Below are 22467 nucleotides of genomic sequence, written 5' to 3' on the forward strand. Positions count from 1 at the left end.
TACGATAGAAGCGAGGTGCGGCCTCGGGGCCGCCATCTACCACCGGAGCTTGCCATGAGTCTCGCCCGCCTCGGCTTCGTGCCCGTGCTCGGTCTTCTACCCCTGCTCGGCCTCGGCTGCAGCGACCCCGAGGCGCCTATCCCGCGCGCCGCCTACTCCCTGAACTTCGTCGACCCAGGCATCAACTGCAACGTGTCAGGGCACTCCGAGACCCTCGGCGACATCACCGCCGACCAGAGGGTCCAGATGCTCGCCGACGGCGAGGACGGCGCCACGGTCGACTGCACCGTGACCGGATCGGGCACCTTCGCCGTCACGGGGAAGGCCAGGAACAGCGCCACCGCCACGGAGATCCGCGTCAAGATCGACGGCATCAGCCCCGCGGCGACGCAGGAGATGCCCGCGACCGGCAGCGTCAGCTTCTCGTCGGCGAGGACGAGCGGCATCACCTTCACCTCCACGACAGAGGAACAGTGCACGTTCTGGTTCGATCCCGACAGCGAGCAGGGGGTCAACGCAGGCAAGATCTGGGTCGTCTTCGAGTGCACGGCCGTGAGGAGCGGCCGGGATATCTGCGAGATCAGGCGGGGCACCCTGGCCTTCGACAGCTGCGGGGGCTGAGCCGACCGGGACGCGCGGGGCGCTGACCGCGCGCCCCGGGCGTCAGCTCTTCTCGGAGCGCGAGCCCGACACCGCCGGGACCGTCGAGCGCTCGCCCAGGGTGACCTGCTGCGAGTCGGCGGGCGGGCCGATGGTCGCGCTGTTCGGGAGCGCGACCTCGTCCTGATCGTCGATCCGGATCACGAGCGCCGTGATGTTGTCCTCGCCGCCGTTCTCGTTGGCCTTGGCGATGAGCTGGCGGCACATCTCCGGCACCTCCGCCGTCGAGCTCACGATCTGGAGGATCTGGTCGTCCGAGAGCATCCCGCTCAGGCCGTCGGAGCAGAGCAGGTAGACGTCGCCGGGCTGCGGCTCGTCGTTGATGAGATCCACGGCGACGCTGTCGTTCATCCCGAGCGCGCGGGTGATGACGTTGCGCGGGAGCTCGGCCCGCTGCTCCTCGGTGAGCTCGGGCATCGCCATGATGTAGTCGTTGAACAGCGAGTGATCGCGCGTGAGCTGGCTGATCGAGCCCTTGCGGACGCGGTACGCGCGGCTGTCGCCGACATGGCCGACGTAGATGCGGTTCTTCTTCTTCGAGAAGAGCGCCCCCACGACCGTCGTGCCCATCCCGGCGCAGTCGCGCGACCGGATGCTGCGCTCGAAGATCTGACGGTTGGCCACGCGGATGCCCGCCTGGAGCCGGTTCTCCTCCTCCGACAGGCTGGTGTCGAAGTGGAACGGCCAGGTGGCGTCCTCCCGCGACGTGGACCGGAAGAAGTCCGCGATCGACTCGGTCGCCAGCCTGCTGGCGACGTCCCCCGCGCGATGGCCCCCCATGCCGTCCGCGACGATGAACAGATCGTACTCCGACAGGACGGCGTAGCTGTCCTCGTTGTGGTCGCGTTGGAGACCAACGTCCGTCATTCCTGAAGCGATCGCTCGCATAACCTCGGGAATCCTTGAGACGGCTCCGGGCCTTCGGCTTCGAACACCAACCGTTTCATGCTACCGAAAACCTGTCAAGCAGGGCCTCTCGCACCGCAACGGGCGTCTTGAAACGTCCACTCGCCGACCTTCCTGATCCTACCGACTCGGACCGGGGGGACCGCAAGCCTCTTTTTCATTGAACGCTTCATTGTCGGCCCCGGGCCTCGGTGGCCTCGGTCCCGGCACGGCCTCGGGTCGCGCGCCCCGACAGCACGGCGAGGCGCCTCCGGGTCGTTTTCGACGAGGCGCACGCGCGGGCGTACGCAGCGCCACCACCCCGCTCTTCGAGCTCGGCGGCCGGCGCCACGCTGCCGCGGATCCCGCTCACACGTCCAGGATGTCCTTTTCCTTGGAGGCGATCACCGCGTCGACCAGCCTCGTCCCCTCGGCCACCACGTCGTCGACCTTCTTCTTCGAGCGGTCGGCCTCGTCTCCGCTGACCTCGCCGTCCTTTTCGAGGGTGTCGATCATCTCGTTGGCGTCCCGACGATGCTTCCGGATGGCAACTTTACAGTCCTCTCCGTTCTTCTTCGTCAGCTTCACCATCTCGCGGCGCCGCTCCTCGGTCAGCGGCGGGATCGGGAGACGGATGAGATCCGCGTCGACCTGGGGGTTCAAGCCAAGGTCGTTCTCCCGGATCGCCTTCTCGATCGCCTTCACCTGGTTCTTCTCCCAGGGCTTGACCGTGATGAGCCGCGGCTCCGGCACGGACACGGTGGCCATCTGCACGAGCGGCGTCGGCACGCCGTAATAATCGACGCGGATGCCGTCGAGCATGGCCGCGTTCGCGCGCCCGGTGCGCACCTTCGCCAGGTCTCGCCGGAGAGCTTCGATGGCCTTGTCGATCCCTTCGCGCAGCTCCTTGATGACGTCCTCGAGCATGATCCGGCTTCCTCCGTGTGGGGCTCGCCCAGCCCACCTTCTTCGCGGGCGGGCGCGGAGCTTACCGCGTATTTCTCGGCCGGCGGAGAAATCGATCCGACCCGGTGCCGCCGGCGTCGCGGGCGGGCGAATGCTCGCCCCCGTCCGGGCGCGGCGCAGGCGCGCGCGCCCGGGCGCGCCACCTCCGCTGCCACGGTCGCGCCGAGCTGTAGTAACTCTGGGAGGCAGGGCGACCCGATGCGCGATCTGGACTGGAACAGCTTCGACGTCCTCGTCGTCGACGACGAGCAGGACAACCTCGATGCGTTCCGGTTCGCCTTCAGGAAGTCGTTCAAGGTCCACTATGCGCTGGGCGGCGCCGAGGCCCTCTCGCTCCTCGCTCGGCTCGATCCTGCGGTGATCGTCGCGGATCAGCGGATGCCGGGGATGAGCGGTATCGAGTTCCTCAAGCAGGCGAAGGAGCGGCGGCCGGACGCCGCGGGCGTGCTGCTCACCGCCCACGCCGACATGACGGTGCTCATCGATGCGGTCAACTCGGGCGCGGTCGACCGCTACGTGCAGAAGCCCTGGAACTCGAAGGAGCTCGCCGTCATCCTCCGGCAGGCGATCGGCGGGGTCGCGACCCTCCGGGAGAACCGGCGGCTGCGCGAGCAGCTCGCGCACTACGCCGGCTACCTCGAGCGCGAGCAGCGGGACCCGATCGATTTCGGGGAGATCGCCGGCGAGAGCGGGGCCATGCGCGAGGTCGCCGCCCGGATCGGCGAGGTGGCGAAGGCCGCGACGCACGTGCTGATCGAGGGCGAGGAGGGGGCGGAGAAGGAGGTCGTCGCCCGGGCGATCCACGTGGGCTCCCCGCGGGAAGAGCAGCCGTTCGTCAAGGTGACGTGCGCCGCGTTCCGGGGCGACGCGCTCGAGCGCGAGCTGTTCGGCTGGCGGCGAGGCGCCTTCGACGGCGCGTTCGCCGAGCGGGCGGGCCGGCTCGAGCTCGCCCACCGGGGGACGATCTACCTCGACGAGCCGGCGCCGCTCACGCCCTCGCTCCAGGCGCGGCTGCTCCGCATGCTCACCGACGGCGAGGTCGAGCGGCTCGGGTCGACCGAGATCACCCGCGTCGACGTGCGCGTCGTGCTGTCGCTCACGCCCGGCATCGAGGAGGCGTGGGCGCGCGCGGGCGTGCTGCCCGAGCTCGTCTCCCGGCTCTCGGTGTTCCCGCTGCGGCTGCCGCCGCTCCAGGAGCGGCGCGAGGACATCCTCGCCCTCGCCGAGCACTTCCTGCGCAAGGTCGCGCGCCGCAACGCGCGCGCGGCCACGACGCTCTCGGACGAGGCGATCGCGAAGCTCACGGCCTATGCGTGGCCGGGGAACACGCGCGAGCTGGAGAACGTGGTCGAGCGCGCCGCCATCCTCTCCCGCGGCGACGTGATCCTGCCCGAGCACCTCGCGTTCACCGCGCGCCCCCAGCCGGCCGAGCCGCCCGCCCGTGCGCCGAAGGCCGCGGACCCGGAGGGGGACGCGACCGGAAAGGCGCTCGCGTCGCCGGCGTCGTCGCGGCCGAAGCTCGACCTGAGCTCGCAGCTCGACGACATCGAGCGGCGGGAGCTCCTCGCCGCCCTCGAGCGCTGCGGAGGGAACAAGGCGGAGGTCGCGCGGCACTTCGGCATGCAGCGCACGACCCTCTATTACCGGCTGAAGCGGCTCGGCATCGACACGTGACGTCGGGCGGGCGGAGCGCGGCACGCGGCGTGACCGCGCCGCCTCGCCTCGCCAGTCGACGCGGGCGGCGACTTGCGGCAGATTGCCGCGACATGCTGAAGGTCGGTGAGCTCGCGCCGGAGATCGACAAGCTGGCGACGGACGGCCAGCGCTTCGTGCTGTCCGGGCAGGGCGGGCTCTGCACGGTCGTGTTCTTCTTCCCGAAGGCGTTCACGCCCGGATGCACCGTCGAGACCAGGCAGTTCCGCGACAACCACGCCGAGCTCGTGCTCGCCGGGGCGAGCATCGTCGGCATCAGCACCGATGATCACAGGACGCAGTGCAGGTTCGCCGGGTCGAACAAGGTCGCTTTCCCCATGATCGCCGACGACGACCGCAGCGTGTGCCGCGCCTACGGCGTCCTCTGGCCGATCATCGGCGTCGCCCGGCGGGTCACCTACGTCATCGAGCCCGGCATGCGCATCGCGGCGGTGTTCCACCACGAGCTCCAGGCCACGAAGCACCGCGACGACGTGCTCTCGTTCATCGACGAGCGCTTCCGGGCGGCGCGCCCCCACTGAGCGGGGCGCGCTCGTCCCGCGCGCCGGACGTCCCGCCGGAGAGCCGAGAGCCCGCCATGCGCCCCACGCCCGAGCCTCACGCGCCCCGCGACGGAGCCGCCGCGCTCCTCGAAGGGGCAGCGCCGCTGCCGCGCGACTTCTACGCTCGACCCCCGCTCCTCGTCGCGCGGGCGTGCATCGGCAAGGTGCTCGTCCACAGGAGCCCCGAGGGCATCGCCGCCGGACGGATCGTCGAGACCGAGGCCTATCGCGGCCCGGAAGATCTCGCCGCGCACAGCGCCGGAGGGCGACGGACCGTGCGGACGGAGGTCATGTTCGGCCCGGCGGGCCACGCCTATATGTTCATGCTCTACGGCATGCACTGGGCGTTCAACCTCGTCGTGGCCTCGGAGGGGGAGCCGCACGTGGTGCTCGTGCGCGCCATCGAGCCCGTGCTCGGGCTCACGCTCATGAGCCGCCGGCGGGGCGTCGCGGCCGGGCGGGTCGAGCTGACAAACGGCCCTGGTAAGCTCTGCAAGGCCCTGGGGCTCGACCGCTCCGCCTACGGGATGGATGTCTGCGGAGCCCAGCTCTCGCTGCTCCCCGGCGCGGCTGGGCCCATCGGCAGGTCGCCTCGCATCAACGTGGACTACGCAGGTGTGTGGGCGAAGAAACCGTGGCGCTTCTACGAGCGCGGCAATCGCTATGTATCGGCGCCGCCTCGCCGCTGAGCGGGCGCGAGGGCGCGCTCGAAGCGCTCGCGCCCGGGCCACGGATCGCGCGAGAATGGCCGCATGGGATTCTGGCCTTTCGGGAGCCGCGAGCCTGCCGACGTCGAGAGCGCTTCGCAGGTCGTCACGGCCGCCATGCGCCGCGAGACCGTGAGGGGAAAGCTGACGCTGTATTTCAAGGATCCGCAGACGCAGAGCGCCGCGGAGAGGGCCGCGGAGCGGTGCGCGCAGCTCGCCGGAAACCTGCTGCGCGAGACCGGCGAGCAGGAGCCGCTCCTCGGCAGGGAGGCAGAGCTCGCCGCGGCGATCGCGGCCCGCGCGCCGCGCGGCGTCCCGGCGCTGCGCGCGATCGAGCTCGCGTCGCTGCACGTCGTGGCGGAGCGCACCACGCAGTCGCGGCGCAGCAGGCCGACCCCGGTGCCGCCGCTCTTCCAGGATGCGCCGCGGAGCGCCGGCGTGCGCGCGCCGTCGAGCCGGCCGCCGGCGGGCGGCGCCGGCCGGCTCGCCAGCCCGGCGCCGCCGAGCAGCCGCGGCTTCGGGCAGGTGCCCGGCGCATCGCCGGTCGTCGACCCCAACCCGCCGTCGAGCATCCCCCCTCCCAACAGCGTGCGCCCGCCGCCGAGCTCGAGCGCGTACCGCCTCCGCGGCGCTGGGGCGGGCAACGGGCGGGGGTCGAGCCCGGGGCTCATCGGCTCGCCCCTCACGGTGATCGCCGCCGCGCTCGCGCCGCTCCTTCGCGACGCGTCAGCGCGGCTGCTCCTCGGATGTCTGCGTGCGCATGACCTGATCATCGTGCGCCGCGTCGCGATCGATCCCGGCTCGGCCGATCACCTGGCGGCGCTCCTGCCGGTCTCCGAGGCGCCGCCGGGCGAGTTCGAGGCGAGCCGGGCCGCCGAGCTCTCCCGCTGGCACGCGGCGCTCGGCTCGCCCGTGATCAGCCAGCTGCGCACCGAGTCGTGCACGATCGGCGCGCAGAAGGCCCGGATGGCGCTGAGCAGCGCGGCCATCGCGCCGGGCATCGTGGGCGAGCTGGTCGACGCGCTCTGCCGCACCGCCTTCCCGGGCCTCGCGCTGTCGAGCGCCCACATCGATCGCTACGTGGAGCGCGATCTGAGCGAGCTGGCGGCCGAGAGCGTGGCGCGCATCCTCCGGCACCCGAACTCGAAGCAGCTGCGGCTCGCGCTCGGCCTGCTGCTCGACGCGGTGCAGACCGACATGGACGCGATCTCCGGCCTCGCGAAGGCCTCGCTCGGCAGCCCGCCGTGAGGGAGGCCGCCGCTCCCCGGGGCGCGTTCCCTTCTCCGCGGGCCTTCGCTAGAAGGCGCAGGTGCGACACCATGGTCTCCTCGATGAGCTCTCCACCGTCCAGAGGTCGCTACGCGGCGGCCTTCCCCTGCTCGTCGCGCTGCTCTGCGCGTGCGGGTCAGCCGAGCCCACGGTCGCGCCGCCCGCGCAGCCCGGGGCGAAGGGGCCCGTCGTGAGCGCGGCCGTGGCGCCGCCCGGCGCCGTGGGCGCGGAGGCGGGCGCCGAGCAGGCGCTCGCGGCGCTGTCGGCGCGCGTGCTCGAGGAGTACCTGCGCGACGAGCCGGTCCGCGCCACCGAGGCGGGGGACCACCGGTACGACGGCGCGTGGCCGGACGTCACCGAGCAGGGCGAGGCGGCGCGCCGGCGCACGATCGAGGCCGCGCTGTCCGAGCTCCGGGGGCTCCCGCTGGAGCAGCTCGGCCTCCAGAGCCGCGTCGACGCGGCGATGATCGAGAACCAGCTGCGCTCGTGGCTGTTCGCGATCGACGAGCTCCGCGAGGCGACGTGGAACCCGATGGTCACCACCGGCCTCATCGGCGACGGGCTCGACCCGCTGATCACGAGGAGCTTCGCGCCGCTCGAGGAGCGCCTGCGGAGCCTCGGGGGCCGCCTCTCGGGCATCCCCGCGCTCGTCCGGAGCGCGCAGCAGCGCCTCACGGCGGCGCCGCCGCGCATCCACACCGAGACGGCGATCGCGCAGAACAAGGGGCTCATCGCGCTCTGCAAGGCCGAGCTCCCGGCGCTGTTCGCGTCCGCGCCGGCGCAGGAGGCCGAGCTCGACGCGGCCGCGAAGGCCGCCGCCGCGGCGCTCGAGGGCTTCCAGGCGTTCCTCGAGAAGGACCTGCTCCCGCGGAGCGACGGCGACTTCCGGCTGGGGCGCGCGCGCTTCGAGAAGAAGCTCCGCTTCGCGCTGGACGACGCGTCCGTCGACGTCGACGGCGTGGTGACGGGCGCCCGCGCGCTGCTCGCGGCGACGCACGCCGAGATGCTGGAGACCTCGCGGGAGCTCTGGCCGGAGCTCTTCGGGAAGCAGCCGTTCCCGCGGGTCGAGACGCAGGACGAGAAGATGGCGGCGATCCGGAGGGTCCTCGACGCGATCGCGGCCGATCGCCCGACGAACGCCACCATCGTGAACGCGTCGGAGGAGCTGCTCGCGGAGGCGACCGACTTCGTCCGCAAGCGCGACCTCGTGCGCGTCCCGGAGGAGCCCTGCCGGGTGATCGAGATGCCCGAGTACCGCCGCGGCGTCGCGATCGCCTACTGCGACGCGTCCGGCCCGCTCGAGGCGAAGCAGGAGACGTTCTTCGCGATCGCGCCGACGCCGAAGGACTGGCCGAAGGCGCGCGTCGACTCGTTCTACCGCGAGTACAACACGAGCATGCTCGCCGACCTCACCATCCACGAGGCGATGCCGGGGCACTTCCTGCAGCTCATGCACAACAACGAGTTCCCCTCGAAGTTCCGCGCGGTCTTCTCGAGCGGCCCGTTCGTCGAGGGGTGGGCGGTCTACACCGAGTGGCTGATGGCCCACCACGGCTTCGGCGGCCCGAAGGTGCGGATGCAGCGCCAGAAGATGGTGCTGCGCATGGCGGCGAACGCCATCATCGACCAGGGGGTGCACGCGGGCGCGATGGACGAGAAGGAGGCGCTCGCGCTCATGACGAAGGACGCGTTCCAGGAGGAGGGCGAGGCCGTCGGCAAGTGGCGGCGCGCCCGGCTCACGAGCGCGCAGCTCACCACGTACTTCCACGGCTTCACCGAGATGATGCGCCTGCGCGCCGAGCACCAGGCCAAGCCGGGCTTCTCGGAGCGCGCCTACCATGACCGCCTGCTCAGCCACGGCTCGCCGTCGGTGCGGCACCTGAAGGCGCTCCTCGCGCAGTAGCGCCGCTCGTTCAGACCGGGGAGATCGAGCCGCCGAGCTCGACGAAGCGCGCCTTCGGGAACGCCTTGGCGCAGGCGTCGAGCTGCCATTCGCCCTTGAAGAGCACGACCGCGTTGCCGTGCACGTCGAGGGCGCCGTAGCCGTAGAGGTTCGACTCGAGCTCGGCGAGGGGCACCGGCTCGCCCTCGACCCAGCGGGCCAGGCTGAACGAGAGCCGCTCGATCCGGGCGTCGACGCCGTATTCGGCCGCGAGCCGGTGCTTCACGACGTCGAACTGGAGCTCGCCCACGACCCCGAGGATGGCCTCGCCCTCCCGCCCCTCCGGCGGCCGGAAGAGCTGGACCGAGCCCTCCTGCGCGAGCTGCTCGAGCCCCTTCTTGAGCTGCTTGCGCTTCATGGGGTCGAGCATGGCGACGCGGGCGAACTGCTCCGGCGGGAACTGCGGCAGCGCGGCGTACTTCACGGGCGGGCCGCTGCAGAGGGTGTCGCCGATGAGGAACAGCCCCGGGTCGAAGACGCCGATGATGTCGCCCGCGAAGCCGTCGTCCACGAGCGTGCGCTCCTGGGCCATGAACTGCACCGGGTTGGTGAGCCGGATGTCGCGGCCGAGGCGCACGTGGTGCACCTTCATCCCGCGCTCGTAGCGGCCGGAGCAGACGCGGAGGAACGCGATCCGGTCGCGGTGGGCCCGGTCCATGTTCGCCTGGATCTTGAAGACGAACGCGGTGAAGCGGTCGTCGTCCGGGGCGATGGGGCCCTTGTCGCTGCCGCGCGGCGCGGGCGGGGGCATGAGCTCGATGAAGGCGTCGAGGAACTGCGGCAGGCCGAAGTTGGTGATGGCGCTGCCGAAGAACATCGGCGTGACCTCGCCGCGGGCGAGCTTGCCGCGATCGAGCGCGTCGCCGGCGGCGTCGATGAGCTCGATGTCCTCGCGCAGCTGGCGCGCCCCCTCCTCGTCGAGCGCCTCGACGAGCTCGGGCGCGTCGAGCGACACGACCTCCATCGGGGCGATCTCGGCGCCGTGCGCGACGAGCTCGAAGAGGAACACCTGCTTGCGCTCGCGGTGGTACACGCCGCGGAACTTGCCGCCCGCCGAGATGGGCCAGGTGACCGGGTAGACGCCGATGCCGAGGACCTCCTCGACCTCACCGATGAGCTCGAACGGGTCGCGCCCGGGGCGGTCGAGCTTGTTGACGAAGGTGAAGATCGGCATCTGCCGGAGCTTGCAGACGCGGAAGAGCTTCTTCGTCTGCACCTCGACGCCCTTCGCGCAGTCGAGGAGCATGATGGCCGCGTCGGTCGCCATGAGCGCGCGGTACGTGTCCTCGCTGAAATCGGCGTGGCCGGGCGTATCGACCAGGCTCAGCAGGCGGCCCTTGTAAGGGAACTGGAGGACGCTGGTGGAGATGGAGATGCCGCGCTCGCGCTCCATCTCCATCCAGTCGCTGACCGCGTGGGCCCGCGCCTTCTTCGCCTTCACGGCGCCGGCGAGCTGGATCGCGCCTCCGTACAGCAGGAGCTTCTCGGTGAGCGTGGTCTTGCCAGCGTCGGGGTGGGAGATGATCGCGAACGTCTTTCGGCGGGCGATCTCGCGGGTGAGCATTGGATCGGGCACAGCGGCGCGGCAGGATAGAGTCCGGGAGGGCTGCGTCAACCCGAGGGGCGACGGAGCCGGGGCGGGCGGGGGCGGGGACGTTATTTCGGGGCGCGGAGGGAGAGGGTGACGGTGACGCCCACGGGGTCGGCGCTGGGGGTGCCGATGTGCCGGTTCTTGAGAAACTGGCGGATGCAGCGCTGAGCGTCGGGGGTCACGCCACGGGAATCGAGGATCTCGACGCCCTCGGCTCGGCCACGGACGCGGACAAGGAACTGGAGCTTGATGCTGCCCGTCACGCCGGAGAGGCCGCCATGATCGGCGACGCACTTCGCCAGGTCGGGGGAGACCTTCTCCAGCCGCTTGGCCACGTTCGGGACGTCGCCGTTCATGAACTCGGGCTCCTTGACCTCCACGAGAGGAGGCGGGGCCGAGACGATCGAGGCGTCAGGGGCGCCGCCGTCGATGGAACCGCCGTCGGGCGGCGGGGCGCCGGCGTCGTCCGGAGGGGGCTCGGGCTGCGGGGACGGCGGCAGCCAGCCGGCGTCCGCCTCGCCTGGCTCGAGACACCGCACGAAGCCACGGTGCGGGTCCTCCAGCGCGCCGTGCGGACACCGCGGGCCGGCATCGGCGTCAGGCGTCGCGGCGGTGATCCACCCCTGCGCCGGCGGATCCTGCGGCGACGCGGCCTGCGCGCCGCCTTCGGTCGCCGCGCCGACGCAGGCGCCGATGGCGCTCATCGAGAGCGCCAAGGAGACCATCCACTGACCCAGACGCCCACCTGCTGCTCGCCACCGCATCGGCCGCTGTGATACTGCGGAACGGGCGCGCGTACAGCGGAAACGGCGCTTTTTTGTCCAGGATCAGAGGGCGACCTGCGCGAGCGAGCCCGCCGAGGCGTCCCAGAGCGCCCGGGCCCGGGCGAGGACCTCCGCGTGCGCCCCGGTCCCCGCGGCGGGACCCGTCACCGAGACCTCGCCGCCAGGCCCGAGCTCCACCCGCTCGACCCCGGCGTCCGGGAACTCGCCGCGGAGCTCCCGGGTCATCCGCTCACCGATGCGCTCGAGGAGACGCGCGAGCCGGTCGGGCGTGATGTCCCGGAACACGAGCACCTGGGGGAGCTTGAGCTCCGAGACGAGGGGGGCGCGATCGGACAGGCCCGGCTCGGCGAGCCGCCGCTCCACGAGCGCCGCGAACACGCTCCCGTAGGCCCGGTCGACCTGCTCGCGCCGGAACCGCTCGTCGATCGCCGGACCGAGCCGCGTCTCCAGCTGCGCGACGCCGTTCAGCCCGTTGGCGAAGCGCCCCTCGTTCTGCGCGAAGTACTCGCCCCGCGCGCGCAGGTCAGACGCCAGCGACGCGAAATGCTCGCCCATCGTCGAGAGGGCCCGCAGCACGAGATCGGTGAACCGGAGCTCCTCCCGGATCCAGCCCACGTCCGTCACACGGTCGGCCATGAACGGCCAGGCGACGAGGTTGTAGTAGTTGTTGAAATCGAGCAGGTACTTCAGCCGGTAGAGCTCGAAGCTGCCGAACACCGGATACATGCGCTCGTAGAGCCGGAGCGTGCTGTCGTACTTGAAGCGATAGTACGCGTCGTACGCCCCCACCCTCTCCTCGAACCCGGACCGGTCGCCGCCCACGTCGGCGAGGATCATCTGCGTGATGAACTCGTTCGCGGTCGCGATGAAATCGGAGCCGGGGCTGTAGAACGGATCGGTGAACGCGCCCGCCTCGCCGGTGACGGCGTAACGGTCGGTCGAGAAGTACCGATCCGCGTGGTACGGCAGGTGCGCATAGCTCTGGAAGTCCTCGAGCTCCGCCCCCTCGAGCAGCTCGCGCACGGCGCGGTGGGCGCCCAGGAAGCGCTCGAAGTCCGCGCGCGTGCGCGGCCCGGGCAGCGCGCCGCCCTCGCCGATGCGGTCCTTGTCGAAGACGACGCCCACGCTCATCAACGCGGGTCGGGGATCCGCGTTCGCGGTCCCCTCCAGGTCGCCAGCGAGCGGGATGAACCAGATCCAGTACCCGTCGTACATGAAGTGGTTCGTCGACAGGTGGCGCGACGTGTACCGCGCGCGCGACCGCCACACCGCGTCGGTGACCGCATCGAGCCCCGCGACGCCGCGGTAGCGCCCCCACGCGGCCGCCGTGTTGAGCCGCGTCTCCTTGTGCACCTTCACGCCGAGCTTGCGGAGGAGCACGTGCCGCCGGCCGGAGGCGTCGCACACCCAGCGGCAAGCGACCTCGCGCCGCTCGCCGCCCTGCTCGTAGACCACCCTGTGCCGACCGCGACCGTCGATCGCGACGTCGACCACCTTGGCGCCGAGCTCGACCTCGGCGCCCGCCGCGCGGTTCATCGCGACGAGATCGCGCTCCAGCCGCGCGCGCTCGAGCTGGAAGCTCGGGTGGAACGGCATGTGGTCGGAGCCGATCTCGCTCATCCGGGGGAGCGGGAGATCCTTGCCCTCGGAGTCGAAGAAGAAGCGGAGCCCGTTCTTGGGAAGCTGGTGCTGGTAGAGGTACGTGCCGAGGTTCAGCCGGCGAACCATGTAGTTCGCCGCGACCTCCACCGTGCTCTCCCCGACCTTGTAGTCCTCCATCGCTCCCGCGGCCTCGAGCACGAGGACCCCGAGGTCGGGGCAAGCGAGGCGGAGCTGCCGCGCGAGGAAGCCCCCGGCGATGCCGCTGCCGATGATGACGACGTCGAACGTGCGCATGACGCCGGCCCTTATACCCCGCCGCGGGCCGGCGGCCCGGGCGCTCCGAGCAGCTCGGCGCGGAGCGCGCCCGGCATCGCCGCCGCCTCGTCCGGGCGGAGCAGCCCGTCGCCGTGGACGATCGACGCCGAGAGGCGCCCGCCGAAGCGGCTGAAGATGACCTGGAAGCCCGGCGGCGTGACGACCGCAGGCAGCGGGTACGCCGAGCGCACGGGCAGCCCCGCGAACCGGTCCACCGTCACCGCGCCGGGGTTCGAGACGATGAGCGAGGCGAGCTCGCCATGGAACGGCTGGTCGCCGAGCCAGCGGTAGACCGGCCCGGGGAGCCAGCGGGCCAGATCGAGCGCGGCGACCATGCCGAGATCGAGCCGTTCGCGCACCATCGCGCGCTGCTGCTCCGCCAGGCGGGCCACCGCGCGGGCGTCGTCGTGGAGCTCGTCGCGGCCGAGCGAGAGCAGGACCATCGTGAGGTGATTGCCGAACAGCCGCCGCGCGCCCCCCTTGGGGTCGAGCGAGACGGGCAGCGGGACCACGTGGTGCGGCGGGGCGAAGCCGCGGGCCACCAGCGCGCGATCGGCGAGCCGCGTCGCCGCGATCAGCAGGAGGCTCGACTCGGCGAGCCGCGCGCGCTGCCGCACCCGGAGATCGAAGGCGCGGGTCTCCTCCGCCGAGAGCGTGAGCCGGACGACGCGGGAGGTCGCGGCCCGCACCCCCGTACAGGCGCGCGCGAGCGACAGGATGGGCGCGCGGCCGAGCGCCAGCACGTGGGCCTTGTACGCGCGCGCCAGCGCGAGCCGCTCGTCGCGGCCCATCGCCGCGAGGAGGCGCTCGGGGGCGTCGTGCCGCTCCTGCCGCAGCGGCGGGTCGTCCGGCGCGTCGCCGCTGCCCGAGCCGAGCCACGCGACGAGCCGATCCGCGCCCCTGCCGTCCGTCAGCGCATGGTGGTGGCGGAGCACGACGGTATCGCCGTCGCCCGCCCCGCGCACGACATCGAGCGCCCACGGCCGCTCGCCCGAGGTCCGGTCCGCGAGCAGCGCCTCGATGCACGCCGCGCGCTCGCGCTCGCCCGCGATCTCGTGGAGGCGCGGCTCGGGGGCGCGCCGGTGGTGATCGACCACCCAGCGGGGCCGCCCCGCCCGCCCGAGCACGCTGTTGTCGAGCCGGAAGCGCAGCTCGGGCAGCGCCCGCGTCGCGCGATCGAGGCGCGCCGCGAGCCGGCCGAGGTCGAGGCGACCGTCGAGCTCGAGCACGAACAGGCAGTGATTGCCCGCCTGCCCGCGCGATCGCATGGCGCGATCGTTCATGAGGTGGAAGTGGTCGATCCCCCCGAGCAGAACGGTCGATGTCATGGTCTCCGCGGGGCGCCGCCGGTCAGGTGGAGCCGCGGGCGACCCTAGCAGCCACCCCGGCCGCCCGACAGCGCCCGCAGGCGCCGGGCCACGCACGTTCCGGCACGCCCGTGCGCTCCGACACACCCCGCGCGCAAGAAAACGTAAGTATCCGTCCTGTGGATATGCATTTAGCTCTATATTCTGCGCGTGAATCTATCGGCGATCGACGTCAACCTCGTCATCGCGCTCGACGCCTTGCTCCAGGAGCGCAGCGTGACCCGCGCGGCCCGCCGGGTGGGGCTCAGCCAGCCCGCCATGAGCCACGCGCTGATGCGGCTGCGCGAGCTCTTCTCCGACCCGCTGCTCGTCCGGGTCGGCCGGCAGATGGCGCTCACCTCGCGCGCCGAGGCGATGACCCCGCAGGTCGCGGCGATCATGCACGATCTCGCGAGCCTCTTCGGCGGGACGAGGCCGACCTTCGACCCGGCGACGAGCGAGCGCACCTTCCGGATCGCCACGACCGAGTACGTGGAGCTCCTGCTCCTGCCGCAGCTCAACGCGGCGCTCGCGGAGGGCGGACCGAAGCTCGCGCTCCACCTGCTCCCCCTCGACGCCCGCGCCGTCGACGCGCTCCGGAACGGCGAGATCGATCTCGCGATCGGCGTCTTTCCGGAGGACACCCTCCCGTCCGACCTGCGCCGCGCGGCGCTCTTCGACGATCGCTTCGCCGGGCTCGCGCGCGCGAGCCACCCGACGGCGCGCAGGCGCGTCGACCTCCAGAGCTACGCCGCCCTCGGGCACATCGTCGTCCCCGGACACGGCGCCCACGACGGGACCGCGGACGACCTCATCGCGGCGCGCGGCATCGCGCGGCGCGAGGCCATGGCGGTGCCGCACGTGTTCCTCCTGCCGCACGTCGTCACGACGTCGGACCTCGTGGCCACCGTGGCCACGCGCCTCGTCAGGGCGTTCTCGAGCCTGCTGCCGCTCCGCACCTTCGACCTGCCGTTCGAGCTGCCGCCCATCGAGATCGCGATGGCCTGGAACGGCCGGACCGAGGACGATCCCGCGCGGGCGTGGCTGCGCGGCGTCGTGACGGCCGCCGTCCCGCCCATGCGGGAGGCGGCCCACCGGAAGCGCGTCTGACGGGGAGTTCTGGCGTGGAACTCTGGCGTGGAACTCTGGCGTGGAACTCTGGCGTGGAAAGGCGCGCGCCGCGGCGAACGCGCGGCGGCGGGAGCGCTAGCGGCCGAGGGACTCGGCGCGGTTCACGATGCGCGGCGTGAGGAAGATGACGAGCTCGCTCCGGGTGTCGCTCGCGCGGCGCCGCTGGAAGAGCAGGCCGAGGACGGGGATGTCCCCGAAGAACGGCACCTGATCGAGGTTCCGGCCGGTGTTGCGGGTGAAGATCCCGCCGATCACCGCCGTGTGCCCGTCCATGATCAGGAGGTCGGTCTCCGCCTCGCGCTTCAGGATGGTGGGATCGCCGCGGGCCGAGGTCTGGTTGAAGTCGGGCTCGTCGCGGTTGATCTTCACGTGCATCGCGACGCTGCCGTCCGACGTGACGTGCGGCTTGACGAGCAGCTGGAGCTTGGCCTCCTGGAACGTCGTCTGCACGCCCTGGGCGCTGATCTGCGAGAACGGGATCAGCGTGCCCTGGCTGATCCGCGCCTCCCGGTTGTCGAGCGTGAGGATGCGCGGGCTCGAGATGATCCGCAGCATGCCGCTGGCCTCGGCCGCGGAGAGCCGGACGCCGAGGTTGACGGTGTTGTTGATCGAGCCGAGCGTGAAGCCGAGCGCGCCGCCCTGCCCGGCGCCGACGATGGCCGGCAGGTTCACCGCGAAGTTCGGGTTCGCGACCTGGCTCGCGAACGGCGAGAGGCCGCCGGTCGGGGTGTTCGAGTCGGTCGCGCCGCCGGCGACGCCGATCGCCGAGGGGAACACGAGCCCCGTCGGGTTGCCGGTCGCCGCGCTGAACGTCCCGTCGCCGCCCCACTGGATGCCGATGTCGCGCACGTAGCGGCTCGTCGCCTCCACCACCCGCGCCTCGATCAGCACCTGCGGCGTCTGCGTGTCGAGCGAGCGGACGAGCTCCTCGATCTGGTTCAGGTTGCCCGCGACGTCGCGGGCGATGAGCACGTTGGTCCGCTCGTCGACCGCGAGCGAGCCGCGCGGCGAGAGCATGTCCTTCGAGCGATCCTGGAGGTCCTTCGCGTCCGCGTAGTTGATCGGGATGAGCCGCGTCTCGATCGGCGCGAGCTGGAGCTCGCTCTTGCGCCGCGCGATCGCGAGCTCCCGCTCCTTGTTGAGATCGGCGATCGGGGCGACGCGGATCATGTTGCCCTGCCGGACCACCCCGAGGCCCTTGGCCTGGAGCACCGTCTCGAGCGCCTGGTCCCACGGGACGTTGCGCATCCGGATGGTGACCGTCCCGCTCACGTTGTCGGCGGTGACGATGTTGACCCGCCCCACGTCCGAGATCAGCCGGAGGACGTTGTGGATGTCCGCGTCCTTCAGGTCGAGGTCGATGCGCCGCCCTGTGAACCGCCGCTGCTGCCCGGCGAGCGCCGGCGTGAAGGCGCCGGCCTGGTCCGGCTCGGCGAGCGACTCCTGGCTGCTCGCGACGCCCTCGAACGAGGTCTCGATCTCCGGCGCCCCGGCGCCCGGGAGCTCCTCGCGCGCGACCGTGCGGGTCCGCCGCGCCGCGCCCCCGTCGACGCCGATCCCCGAGAGGGTCGAGGGCAGCGCCCCCTTCGCGACGCTGAGCACGAGCGCGTTGCCCTCGCGCGCCAGCGCGCCCGCGGCGCCCTCGGCCTGCTCGACCTCGACGACGACCCTGGAGCCGTCGCTGTTGCGCCGGAACGTCGAGATCGCCCGCACCGGACCGCCGAAGGCGCCGACGTCGAGCTTGCGCTGGAGGGCGTCGGGCAGCCGGACGCCGCTGAGCTCGATGACGCGGCGGCCGGCCCTGCCGGTCGACTCGCGGTAGCTCGGGATCGACGAGAGCTCGATGATGACCCGATCGAGCGTCGCCTGGTGCTCGAAGCGCACGTCGGTGATCGTCGCCGGCTCGGGGGCCGGCGCCGCCGCCTCGGGTGAGGCCGGGGCCCGCGCCGCCATGGGCGCGGTCGCGTCGGCGGCGGCGAGCTCGATCACGAGCGCGCCCTGCTCGGCGCGGATCCGGTAAGCCGCCGGGCGCGCGAGCTGCACGAGCACCCGCGTCGTGCGCTGCGCCGCCTTGCCGAACCCCTGGGTCATCACCCCCGCCACGATCGCGTTGCCGTCCGTGATGGCGCCGGGCGCCCCCGCCGACGACTCGGCGCCCTCCAGGTCGACGAGGAGCCGCTTGCCGCCGTCCGCCACGCGCGCCGAGAAGCGCGGCACCCCGCTCGTCGCGACAACGATCTCGGCCCTCCCCTCTGAAGGCGCCATGAGCCTGACGTCGCTGACCTGGATCGGGGCGGCCGCGTCTGCGTCTCCCGCAGGAGCGCCGAGGATCAACATCATCCCGAGTGCCGCAGCACGGCGAAGCGCGCCCCGCCTCGGGCGATAGTCTCGATTGCTCTTCATTGCACTCCCGCTTCGCGGTGACGCGAGATCTGCGTCACGCTGCCGGGAGGCTACTTCGAGTGCCCTGGGCGGGCCCAATTCGTGGCGGTCAGGGCGAGCCGAAGGTCGGCTCGTTCGTCTCGCCGAGCGGCCTCAGCGCGATCACGCGCGTGGTCGGCGGGATCTCCGGGTGCGACGGATCCTCGCGGATGAAGACGAGGTCGGAGTCGCGGATCCGATCGACCCGCCAGTTCACGGCCACGTCGACGCCCGTGGGGCCGCCGGCGTGCACGATCTCGGCCTTGCCGACGAAGTCGCCCACCTTCACCACCCACCCGAGCCCCGTCGGATCGGTGAGCAGCGCGCGGGCGGGCGCGCGCGAGACGACGCCGACCAGCTTGAGCTCGTCGAGCGCGAAGCGATCCACGAGGACCTGCCGCTGGATCGTCACCCGCCCCCGGGCCTGCGTCGCGAAGAGCGACTCGAAGCTCCGGAACGGGTCGCGGCTCCGGCCGCTCTCGGAGAAATCGGCCTCCTGGAACTCCCGGAGCGGCAGCGGCGGCATCTCGGGCGCGCCGGCGTCCGCGGCGGCGGACGCGCCGGCCGCGGGGGTGCGCGCCGACGAGGCGCTGGCCTGCGGCTTGGCCTTCGCGCCCGTCTGGCTGGAGGTGACGACCGGCTCGTCCTCGCACCCCGTGAGCGAGAGGGCCGCGGCGATGGTCGCCCCGAGGGCGAGCAGCAGCATCCGGCCGGCGTTCACCGCACACCTCCGGCGCCCCGCCGCTTCACGCCGCTCGTCGGGCTCTCCCCCGCGCGCACGGCGCGGAACGCGGTCGCGAGGCACTCCACCTGGACCTCCACGTCGGACCCCACGACCTTCGGCTCCTTGATCTGGACCTCCTCGAGGTTGATGATGCGGTCGAGCTGCCCCACGCCGTGGAAGAACTTCGCCACCTGGTGGAATTTGCCGGAGAGCGTCAGCTTCATCGGCACCTTGGAGAAGAACTCCTGCGGGATCTCCTCGGTGGGGCTCCATGACGTCAGGTTGACGCCGGAGACGGTCGCGATGCCCTGGATCGCGGAGAGGAAGGCCGGCGTCTCGGACTCGTCCGGGAGGATCTTCTTCTGCTCGCGGCTCAGCTGCTCGCGGCGGGTTTTCTCGTCGAGGTCCTTCTGGTAGGCGGCCTTCGACGCTTGCGCCTTGGCGAGCTCCGCCTGGAGCGACTGCTGCTTCTGGACGGCGCCCTCGATCTGCGAGTCCACCTCGGCGTAGAAGCCGACGAAGTACAGGATGCCGACGAGCGCCGCGAAGAGCGCGCCGACGCCGACCTTCGCGAGCGGCGGCAGCCGATCGAGCGCCGAGCCGGCCTGCACGGGCTGGGGCTTCGTGGCCATCAGTACCTCACCTTCAGCTGCAGCGCGAACGAGACGAGCTCGAGCCGCGACGCCTTCTCGTTCTCCTTCTTCCCCGGCAGCAGCTGCACGTCGTAAAAGTACGACGACAGCTTGAGCCGCTGGGCGAGCTCGTAGACGTCGGTGCCGTCGCGCGCGAGCCCCTCGACGCGGACGGTCCGATCGGACTCGATGTAGCTCGAGAGCCACAGCCGCCGGCTGTCCCAGGAGGGGTTGTAGACGGCGAGCGGGTTCTCCTTGCGGAGCTGCGCGAGCTTGTCCGGGTCGGCGGTCGGCCCCTTGCCGTTCGTGAGCAGCTGCGCGAGCTCGAGCAGCACCGCCGTCGGCCCGCTGCGCGCCGCCTGGAGCTTCGCGATCGCGTCCTCGCGCGCGCGGAGGACCTCGAGCGACTTCTTGATCTCCTCGTGGTTCGCGACGAGCGTGCGGATGTCCTGGATCTGGCTCTGGAGCACCGAGTTCTTCCGCGTCTGCTCCCCGAGCTCCTCGACCTTCGTCTGGTGGAAGAGGAAGAGCGCGACGATCTCGAGGATCACGACGCCGAGCGTGACGAGCAGCCACCGCTGGCTCGCCTGGGGAGCGGCCCCGCGCGTGCCGCGCCGCTGCGGGAGCAGGTTGACGCGAATCACGAGCGCTTCTCCCGGTCCTTGCGCATCGCGAGCCCGAGCGAGACGCAGAACTGCGCCGCCCGGAGCCGGAGCAGCTCCTGGTTGACTTCCTTTGCTTCCACGGTGATGCGCTCCATCGGCTGGATCAGCTCGACGGCGACCCGGGCGCGCCGCCCGATCGCGGCGGGCAGCGCCGGCAGGTTGGACGAGCCGCCGGTCAGGTAGATGCGGTGCATGTCGCCCTCACCGCTCGTGGCCAGGAAGAAGTCGAGCGAGCGCTGGATCTCGCCGGCGATGGAGTCGCACACCTGCTCGATGGTCTCGATGACCTGGGCGGGCACGCCGCCCGGGCCCGAGGTCACGCTGGCGCACTTGAACTCCTCGGCCTGCTCGAAGCTGATCCCGAGCTTCCGCTGGATCTGCTCGGTGATGTAGTTGCCGCCGTTGCCGATGTCGCGGGTGAACGCGCTCGCGCCGCGCGACACGATGTTGATCGACGCGAGGCTCGCGCCGACGTTGATGATCGCGAACGTCTGGTCCGGCGGGACGCCGCGGTTCACCTCGAACAGGTTCTGCACGGTGAACGCGTCGATGTCGACCACCATGGGCTTGAGCTTCGCGTTCCTGGCGATCTGGGTGTAGTCGTTGATCTCGTCGCGCTTCGCGGCGACGAGCAAGAGGTCCATCTGCCCGGCCTCGGGGCGGCGGCGCAGCACCTCGTAGTCGACGTGCACGTCCTTGATGTCGAAGGGGATGTGCTGCTCGGCCTCCCACTGGATCTGCTCGTCCAGCTCGGCGGCGGTCATGAGCGGCACCGTGATCTTGCGGATGATGACCGCCTGGCCGCTGATACTGAGCGCGATCTCGCGCTGGCGGATCCTGGCCTCCGAGAAGGCGCGGCCGAGCGCCTCGACGATGGCCTGCGCGTTCATCACATGGCCATCGACGATGGCCTGCGGCGCGAGCGGCGCGTAACCGAGCCGCACGAGGCCGTAGCCCTTACGACCTTCCTTGATCTGAGCGATCTTGATCGCGCTCGATCCGATGTCGACCCCGACCAAGTTCTTGCCTTCCGACATCCCGTCCGTCCTGCTCCGCGCCCGCCTCGATGAAGAAAGGGAGGCCGGGCCGCGTTGCCCGGTCTCCCGGGCGCCCGATCCCCTCTGATCGCTTCTGGCCGCTTCTGGCGAAGCTTCGCACCACAGCCGATCGCGGGGCAAAAAACCGCTTTACGCTTGCCTCTCGTCCGCCTATCGAAGCTCGATATGCGGCACGGCGCCGCCGGTCGAACCGGCAGGCGCGCGCCAGCCCAGGGTAGCACCGTCCGGGGCTCGGTCGTCGGGCACGGATGAGGTCAGGTCAGAGTCCCCTCATGCATCCGGAGATCTCCCGTTTGTGCGGCACCGGCGGCCTCCGTGCCGGGACCGCGATGGAGCCCCGCCCTCGGCCGTCGCGGCTGCGGTCCATGGTCGCCGCCCTCGCGGCGGCCTTTCTCCTGAGCGCCGCCCCGGGCGCGGCGCTCGCCGAGCGCGCCGAGGACGGCCAGCACACGGTCTACGCCGGCCAGACGCTCGGCAAGATCGCGAAGCGGTACCGGATCACGGTCGACGCGCTCCGCGAGGCGAACGGGCTCAAGCCTGGCCAGCGGATCCACCCGGGCCTCGTCCTCGTGATCCCCGAGCGGGGCAAGCCCGGCGCGCGCTCCACGCGGACCACGCCGGGCCGGGCGGCCTCCCAGCGCAACGAGCCGGAGCGGGGCCGCGGCGCCAGCGCCAAGCAGCGGGTCGCCGAGACCCGTCCCCCGGGCAAGGGGTCGACGAAGCGGGACGCGAAGGCAGATGCCCGGTCGCTGCCGCCGAACAAGCGTTACACCCAGCGGCCCAAGCGCCCCGGATGGGTCCGCCTGGTGCGCGGCGCCGAGCGGCTCGAGCTCCGGGTGCTCACGCCGAAAGGGCGCCTCGTCCCCAAGGCCCTCCCCAAGCTGAGCCGGCTGATGCGCGCGTCCCCCACCGCCTCGGTCCCGATCGACCCGCGCCTGGCCACGCTGCTCGGCATGGTCAGCGACCACTTCGGCGGCAGGACCCTCCGCGTCGTCAGCGGTTATCGCCCCTACTCTCCGACCCAGTACACCCCGCACTCCAACCACAACTTCGGTCGCGCTGTCGACTTCATGGTCGAGGGCGTGCCCAACACCGTGGTCCGCGATTTCTGCCGCGGTTTTCGCAACGCGGGTGTCGGATATTACCCCAACTCGACCTTTGTTCACCTGGACGTTCGTTCAGACAAGGTCTACTGGGTGGATTACTCGGGGCCTGGAGAGGCGCCGCGCTACGGGGGACCGAAGGGCTCTGTCGCGGCCGACGAGGCAGCGCGCGATGTCCCCGTCTCGGCGGAGGAGGAGGTGTATGGGTCAGGTGAGCCCCGCGCCACCCAGGCGCAACCCTCGAATACCACAGGGACAAATTCGGACGCGGGGCGCAGCGGTGGCGAGCCGCCGAGGAACGTGGGTGCAGGTACACCCACCCCGGCTCCTGCCACGTCAGTGGTGGAAAGGTGAGCTGCCCAGGCCGCTGGCTAGTATCCACACACTGAACATCCGCACCAGACACAATT

At 71.6% G+C, this 22467-nt stretch carries 19 protein-coding genes; 8 read left to right on the plus strand and 11 right to left on the minus strand.

Annotated elements, in window-relative coordinates; genetic code table 11:
- The first annotated feature begins 54 nt into the window (after positions 1 to 54).
- Positions 55 to 621 carry a hypothetical protein gene (locus tag WMF28_RS30790; protein ID WP_437596934.1) on the plus strand — a complete coding sequence of 189 codons (567 nt, stop codon included), beginning with the start codon at positions 55 to 57 and terminating at the stop codon, positions 619 to 621.
- A 42-nt stretch (positions 622 to 663) separates the two neighbouring features.
- Here WMF28_RS30790 and WMF28_RS30795 read toward each other — a convergent pair whose 3' ends face one another.
- A complete protein-coding gene (locus WMF28_RS30795) occupies positions 664 to 1527 on the minus strand; it encodes a Stp1/IreP family PP2C-type Ser/Thr phosphatase (RefSeq protein WP_437596935.1) in 864 nt (287 codons plus the stop codon).
- Between the two features lie 387 nt (positions 1528 to 1914).
- Positions 1915 to 2472 (minus strand): ribosome recycling factor, encoded by a 558-nt coding sequence (gene frr, locus WMF28_RS30800; protein WP_437596936.1) that lies wholly within the window; start codon positions 2470 to 2472, stop codon positions 1915 to 1917.
- Positions 2473 to 2709: 237 nt separating this feature from the next.
- Between frr and WMF28_RS30805 the strand changes: the two genes are divergently transcribed.
- The 5 genes from WMF28_RS30805 (at position 2710) to WMF28_RS30825 (ending at position 8645) form a co-directional block, all read left to right on the plus strand.
- Positions 2710 to 4185 (plus strand): sigma-54-dependent transcriptional regulator, encoded by a 1476-nt coding sequence (locus WMF28_RS30805; RefSeq protein WP_437596937.1) that lies wholly within the window; start codon positions 2710 to 2712, stop codon positions 4183 to 4185.
- A 92-nt stretch (positions 4186 to 4277) separates the two neighbouring features.
- The gene (locus tag WMF28_RS30810; RefSeq protein ID WP_437596938.1) at positions 4278 to 4745 is read left to right on the plus strand and encodes a peroxiredoxin; all 468 of its coding nucleotides are present in this window, start codon (positions 4278 to 4280) and stop codon (positions 4743 to 4745) included.
- A gap of 56 nt (positions 4746 to 4801) precedes the next feature.
- Positions 4802 to 5455, plus strand: a complete 654-nt coding sequence (locus WMF28_RS30815) for a DNA-3-methyladenine glycosylase (protein ID WP_437596940.1) — start codon at positions 4802 to 4804, stop codon at positions 5453 to 5455.
- Between the two features lie 63 nt (positions 5456 to 5518).
- The gene (locus WMF28_RS30820; protein WP_437596941.1) at positions 5519 to 6721 is read left to right on the plus strand and encodes a hypothetical protein; all 1203 of its coding nucleotides are present in this window, start codon (positions 5519 to 5521) and stop codon (positions 6719 to 6721) included.
- A gap of 61 nt (positions 6722 to 6782) precedes the next feature.
- Positions 6783 to 8645, plus strand: a complete 1863-nt coding sequence (locus WMF28_RS30825) for a DUF885 domain-containing protein (RefSeq protein WP_437596942.1) — start codon at positions 6783 to 6785, stop codon at positions 8643 to 8645.
- A 10-nt stretch (positions 8646 to 8655) separates the two neighbouring features.
- Here the strand turns inward: WMF28_RS30825 and WMF28_RS30830 are convergent, their stop codons facing one another.
- From WMF28_RS30830 to WMF28_RS30845, 4 genes are all read right to left on the minus strand, one after another.
- Positions 8656 to 10248 (minus strand): peptide chain release factor 3, encoded by a 1593-nt coding sequence (locus WMF28_RS30830; RefSeq protein ID WP_437596943.1) that lies wholly within the window; start codon positions 10246 to 10248, stop codon positions 8656 to 8658.
- Positions 10249 to 10340: 92 nt separating this feature from the next.
- Positions 10341 to 11000 (minus strand): hypothetical protein, encoded by a 660-nt coding sequence (locus tag WMF28_RS30835; RefSeq protein ID WP_437596944.1) that lies wholly within the window; start codon positions 10998 to 11000, stop codon positions 10341 to 10343.
- 102 nt (positions 11001 to 11102) lie between these two features.
- Complete coding sequence (locus tag WMF28_RS30840; RefSeq protein WP_437596945.1) at positions 11103 to 12956, minus strand: NAD(P)/FAD-dependent oxidoreductase; 1854 nt, start codon at positions 12954 to 12956, stop codon at positions 11103 to 11105.
- An 11-nt stretch (positions 12957 to 12967) separates the two neighbouring features.
- Positions 12968 to 14305 (minus strand): wax ester/triacylglycerol synthase domain-containing protein, encoded by a 1338-nt coding sequence (locus WMF28_RS30845; RefSeq protein WP_437596946.1) that lies wholly within the window; start codon positions 14303 to 14305, stop codon positions 12968 to 12970.
- Positions 14306 to 14494: 189 nt separating this feature from the next.
- Here WMF28_RS30845 and WMF28_RS30850 point away from each other — a divergent pair, with 189 nt between their 5' ends.
- A complete protein-coding gene (locus WMF28_RS30850) occupies positions 14495 to 15433 on the plus strand; it encodes a LysR family transcriptional regulator (protein ID WP_437596947.1) in 939 nt (312 codons plus the stop codon).
- 96 nt (positions 15434 to 15529) lie between these two features.
- Here the strand turns inward: WMF28_RS30850 and WMF28_RS30855 are convergent, their stop codons facing one another.
- The 5 genes from WMF28_RS30855 to pilM all read right to left on the minus strand — a co-directional run bounded on the left by WMF28_RS30855 (position 15530) and on the right by pilM (position 20933).
- A complete protein-coding gene (locus tag WMF28_RS30855; protein WP_437596948.1) occupies positions 15530 to 17794 on the minus strand; it encodes a type IV pilus secretin PilQ in 2265 nt (754 codons plus the stop codon).
- A 151-nt stretch (positions 17795 to 17945) separates the two neighbouring features.
- The gene (locus tag WMF28_RS30860) at positions 17946 to 18596 is read right to left on the minus strand and encodes a pilus assembly protein PilP (protein ID WP_437596949.1); all 651 of its coding nucleotides are present in this window, start codon (positions 18594 to 18596) and stop codon (positions 17946 to 17948) included.
- A complete protein-coding gene (locus WMF28_RS30865) occupies positions 18593 to 19231 on the minus strand; it encodes a type 4a pilus biogenesis protein PilO (RefSeq protein WP_437596951.1) in 639 nt (212 codons plus the stop codon). The genes WMF28_RS30860 and WMF28_RS30865 overlap by 4 nt, the downstream gene beginning before the upstream one ends.
- Positions 19231 to 19875, minus strand: coding sequence for a PilN domain-containing protein (locus WMF28_RS30870; protein WP_437596952.1), 645 nt, complete (start codon positions 19873 to 19875; stop codon positions 19231 to 19233). Before WMF28_RS30870 ends, WMF28_RS30865 begins: the two co-directional genes overlap by 1 nt.
- Positions 19872 to 20933: a type IV pilus assembly protein PilM gene (pilM, locus tag WMF28_RS30875; protein ID WP_437574671.1), complete on the minus strand. Its 1062-nt coding sequence runs from the start codon at positions 20931 to 20933 to the stop codon at positions 19872 to 19874. Before pilM ends, WMF28_RS30870 begins: the two co-directional genes overlap by 4 nt.
- Before the next feature lie 386 nt (positions 20934 to 21319).
- Between pilM and WMF28_RS30880 the strand changes: the two genes are divergently transcribed.
- Positions 21320 to 22411, plus strand: coding sequence for a DUF882 domain-containing protein (locus tag WMF28_RS30880; protein WP_437596953.1), 1092 nt, complete (start codon positions 21320 to 21322; stop codon positions 22409 to 22411).
- Positions 22412 to 22467 lie beyond the last annotated feature (56 nt).

Origin of the sequence: Sorangium sp. So ce590 (assembly GCF_051521365.1) — a bacterium.
In the GTDB taxonomy this organism is placed as follows: domain Bacteria; phylum Myxococcota_A; class Polyangia; order Polyangiales; family Polyangiaceae; genus Sorangium.

Excerpts from the sequence above, each read along its gene's own strand:
- WMF28_RS30810 (WP_437596938.1), top strand. The coding sequence starts at position 4,278 with ATGCTGAAGGTCGGTGAGCTCGCGCCGGAGATCGACAAGCTGGCGACG.
- frr (WP_437596936.1), bottom strand. The coding sequence starts at position 2,472 with ATGCTCGAGGACGTCATCAAGGAGCTGCGCGAAGGGATCGACAAGGCC.
- WMF28_RS30845 (WP_437596946.1), bottom strand. The coding sequence starts at position 14,305 with ATGACATCGACCGTTCTGCTCGGGGGGATCGACCACTTCCACCTCATG.
- WMF28_RS30865 (WP_437596951.1), bottom strand. The coding sequence starts at position 19,231 with ATGGCCACGAAGCCCCAGCCCGTGCAGGCCGGCTCGGCGCTCGATCGG.
- WMF28_RS30795 (WP_437596935.1), bottom strand. The coding sequence starts at position 1,527 with ATGACGGACGTTGGTCTCCAACGCGACCACAACGAGGACAGCTACGCC.
- WMF28_RS30830 (WP_437596943.1), bottom strand. The coding sequence starts at position 10,248 with ATGCTCACCCGCGAGATCGCCCGCCGAAAGACGTTCGCGATCATCTCC.
- WMF28_RS30815 (WP_437596940.1), top strand. The coding sequence starts at position 4,802 with ATGCGCCCCACGCCCGAGCCTCACGCGCCCCGCGACGGAGCCGCCGCG.
- WMF28_RS30820 (WP_437596941.1), top strand. The coding sequence starts at position 5,519 with ATGGGATTCTGGCCTTTCGGGAGCCGCGAGCCTGCCGACGTCGAGAGC.
- WMF28_RS30790 (WP_437596934.1), top strand. The coding sequence starts at position 55 with ATGAGTCTCGCCCGCCTCGGCTTCGTGCCCGTGCTCGGTCTTCTACCC.
- pilM (WP_437574671.1), bottom strand. The coding sequence starts at position 20,933 with ATGTCGGAAGGCAAGAACTTGGTCGGGGTCGACATCGGATCGAGCGCG.
- WMF28_RS30840 (WP_437596945.1), bottom strand. The coding sequence starts at position 12,956 with ATGCGCACGTTCGACGTCGTCATCATCGGCAGCGGCATCGCCGGGGGC.
- WMF28_RS30835 (WP_437596944.1), bottom strand. The coding sequence starts at position 11,000 with ATGGTCTCCTTGGCGCTCTCGATGAGCGCCATCGGCGCCTGCGTCGGC.
- WMF28_RS30805 (WP_437596937.1), top strand. The coding sequence starts at position 2,710 with ATGCGCGATCTGGACTGGAACAGCTTCGACGTCCTCGTCGTCGACGAC.
- WMF28_RS30855 (WP_437596948.1), bottom strand. The coding sequence starts at position 17,794 with ATGATGTTGATCCTCGGCGCTCCTGCGGGAGACGCAGACGCGGCCGCC.
- WMF28_RS30880 (WP_437596953.1), top strand. The coding sequence starts at position 21,320 with ATGGTCGCCGCCCTCGCGGCGGCCTTTCTCCTGAGCGCCGCCCCGGGC.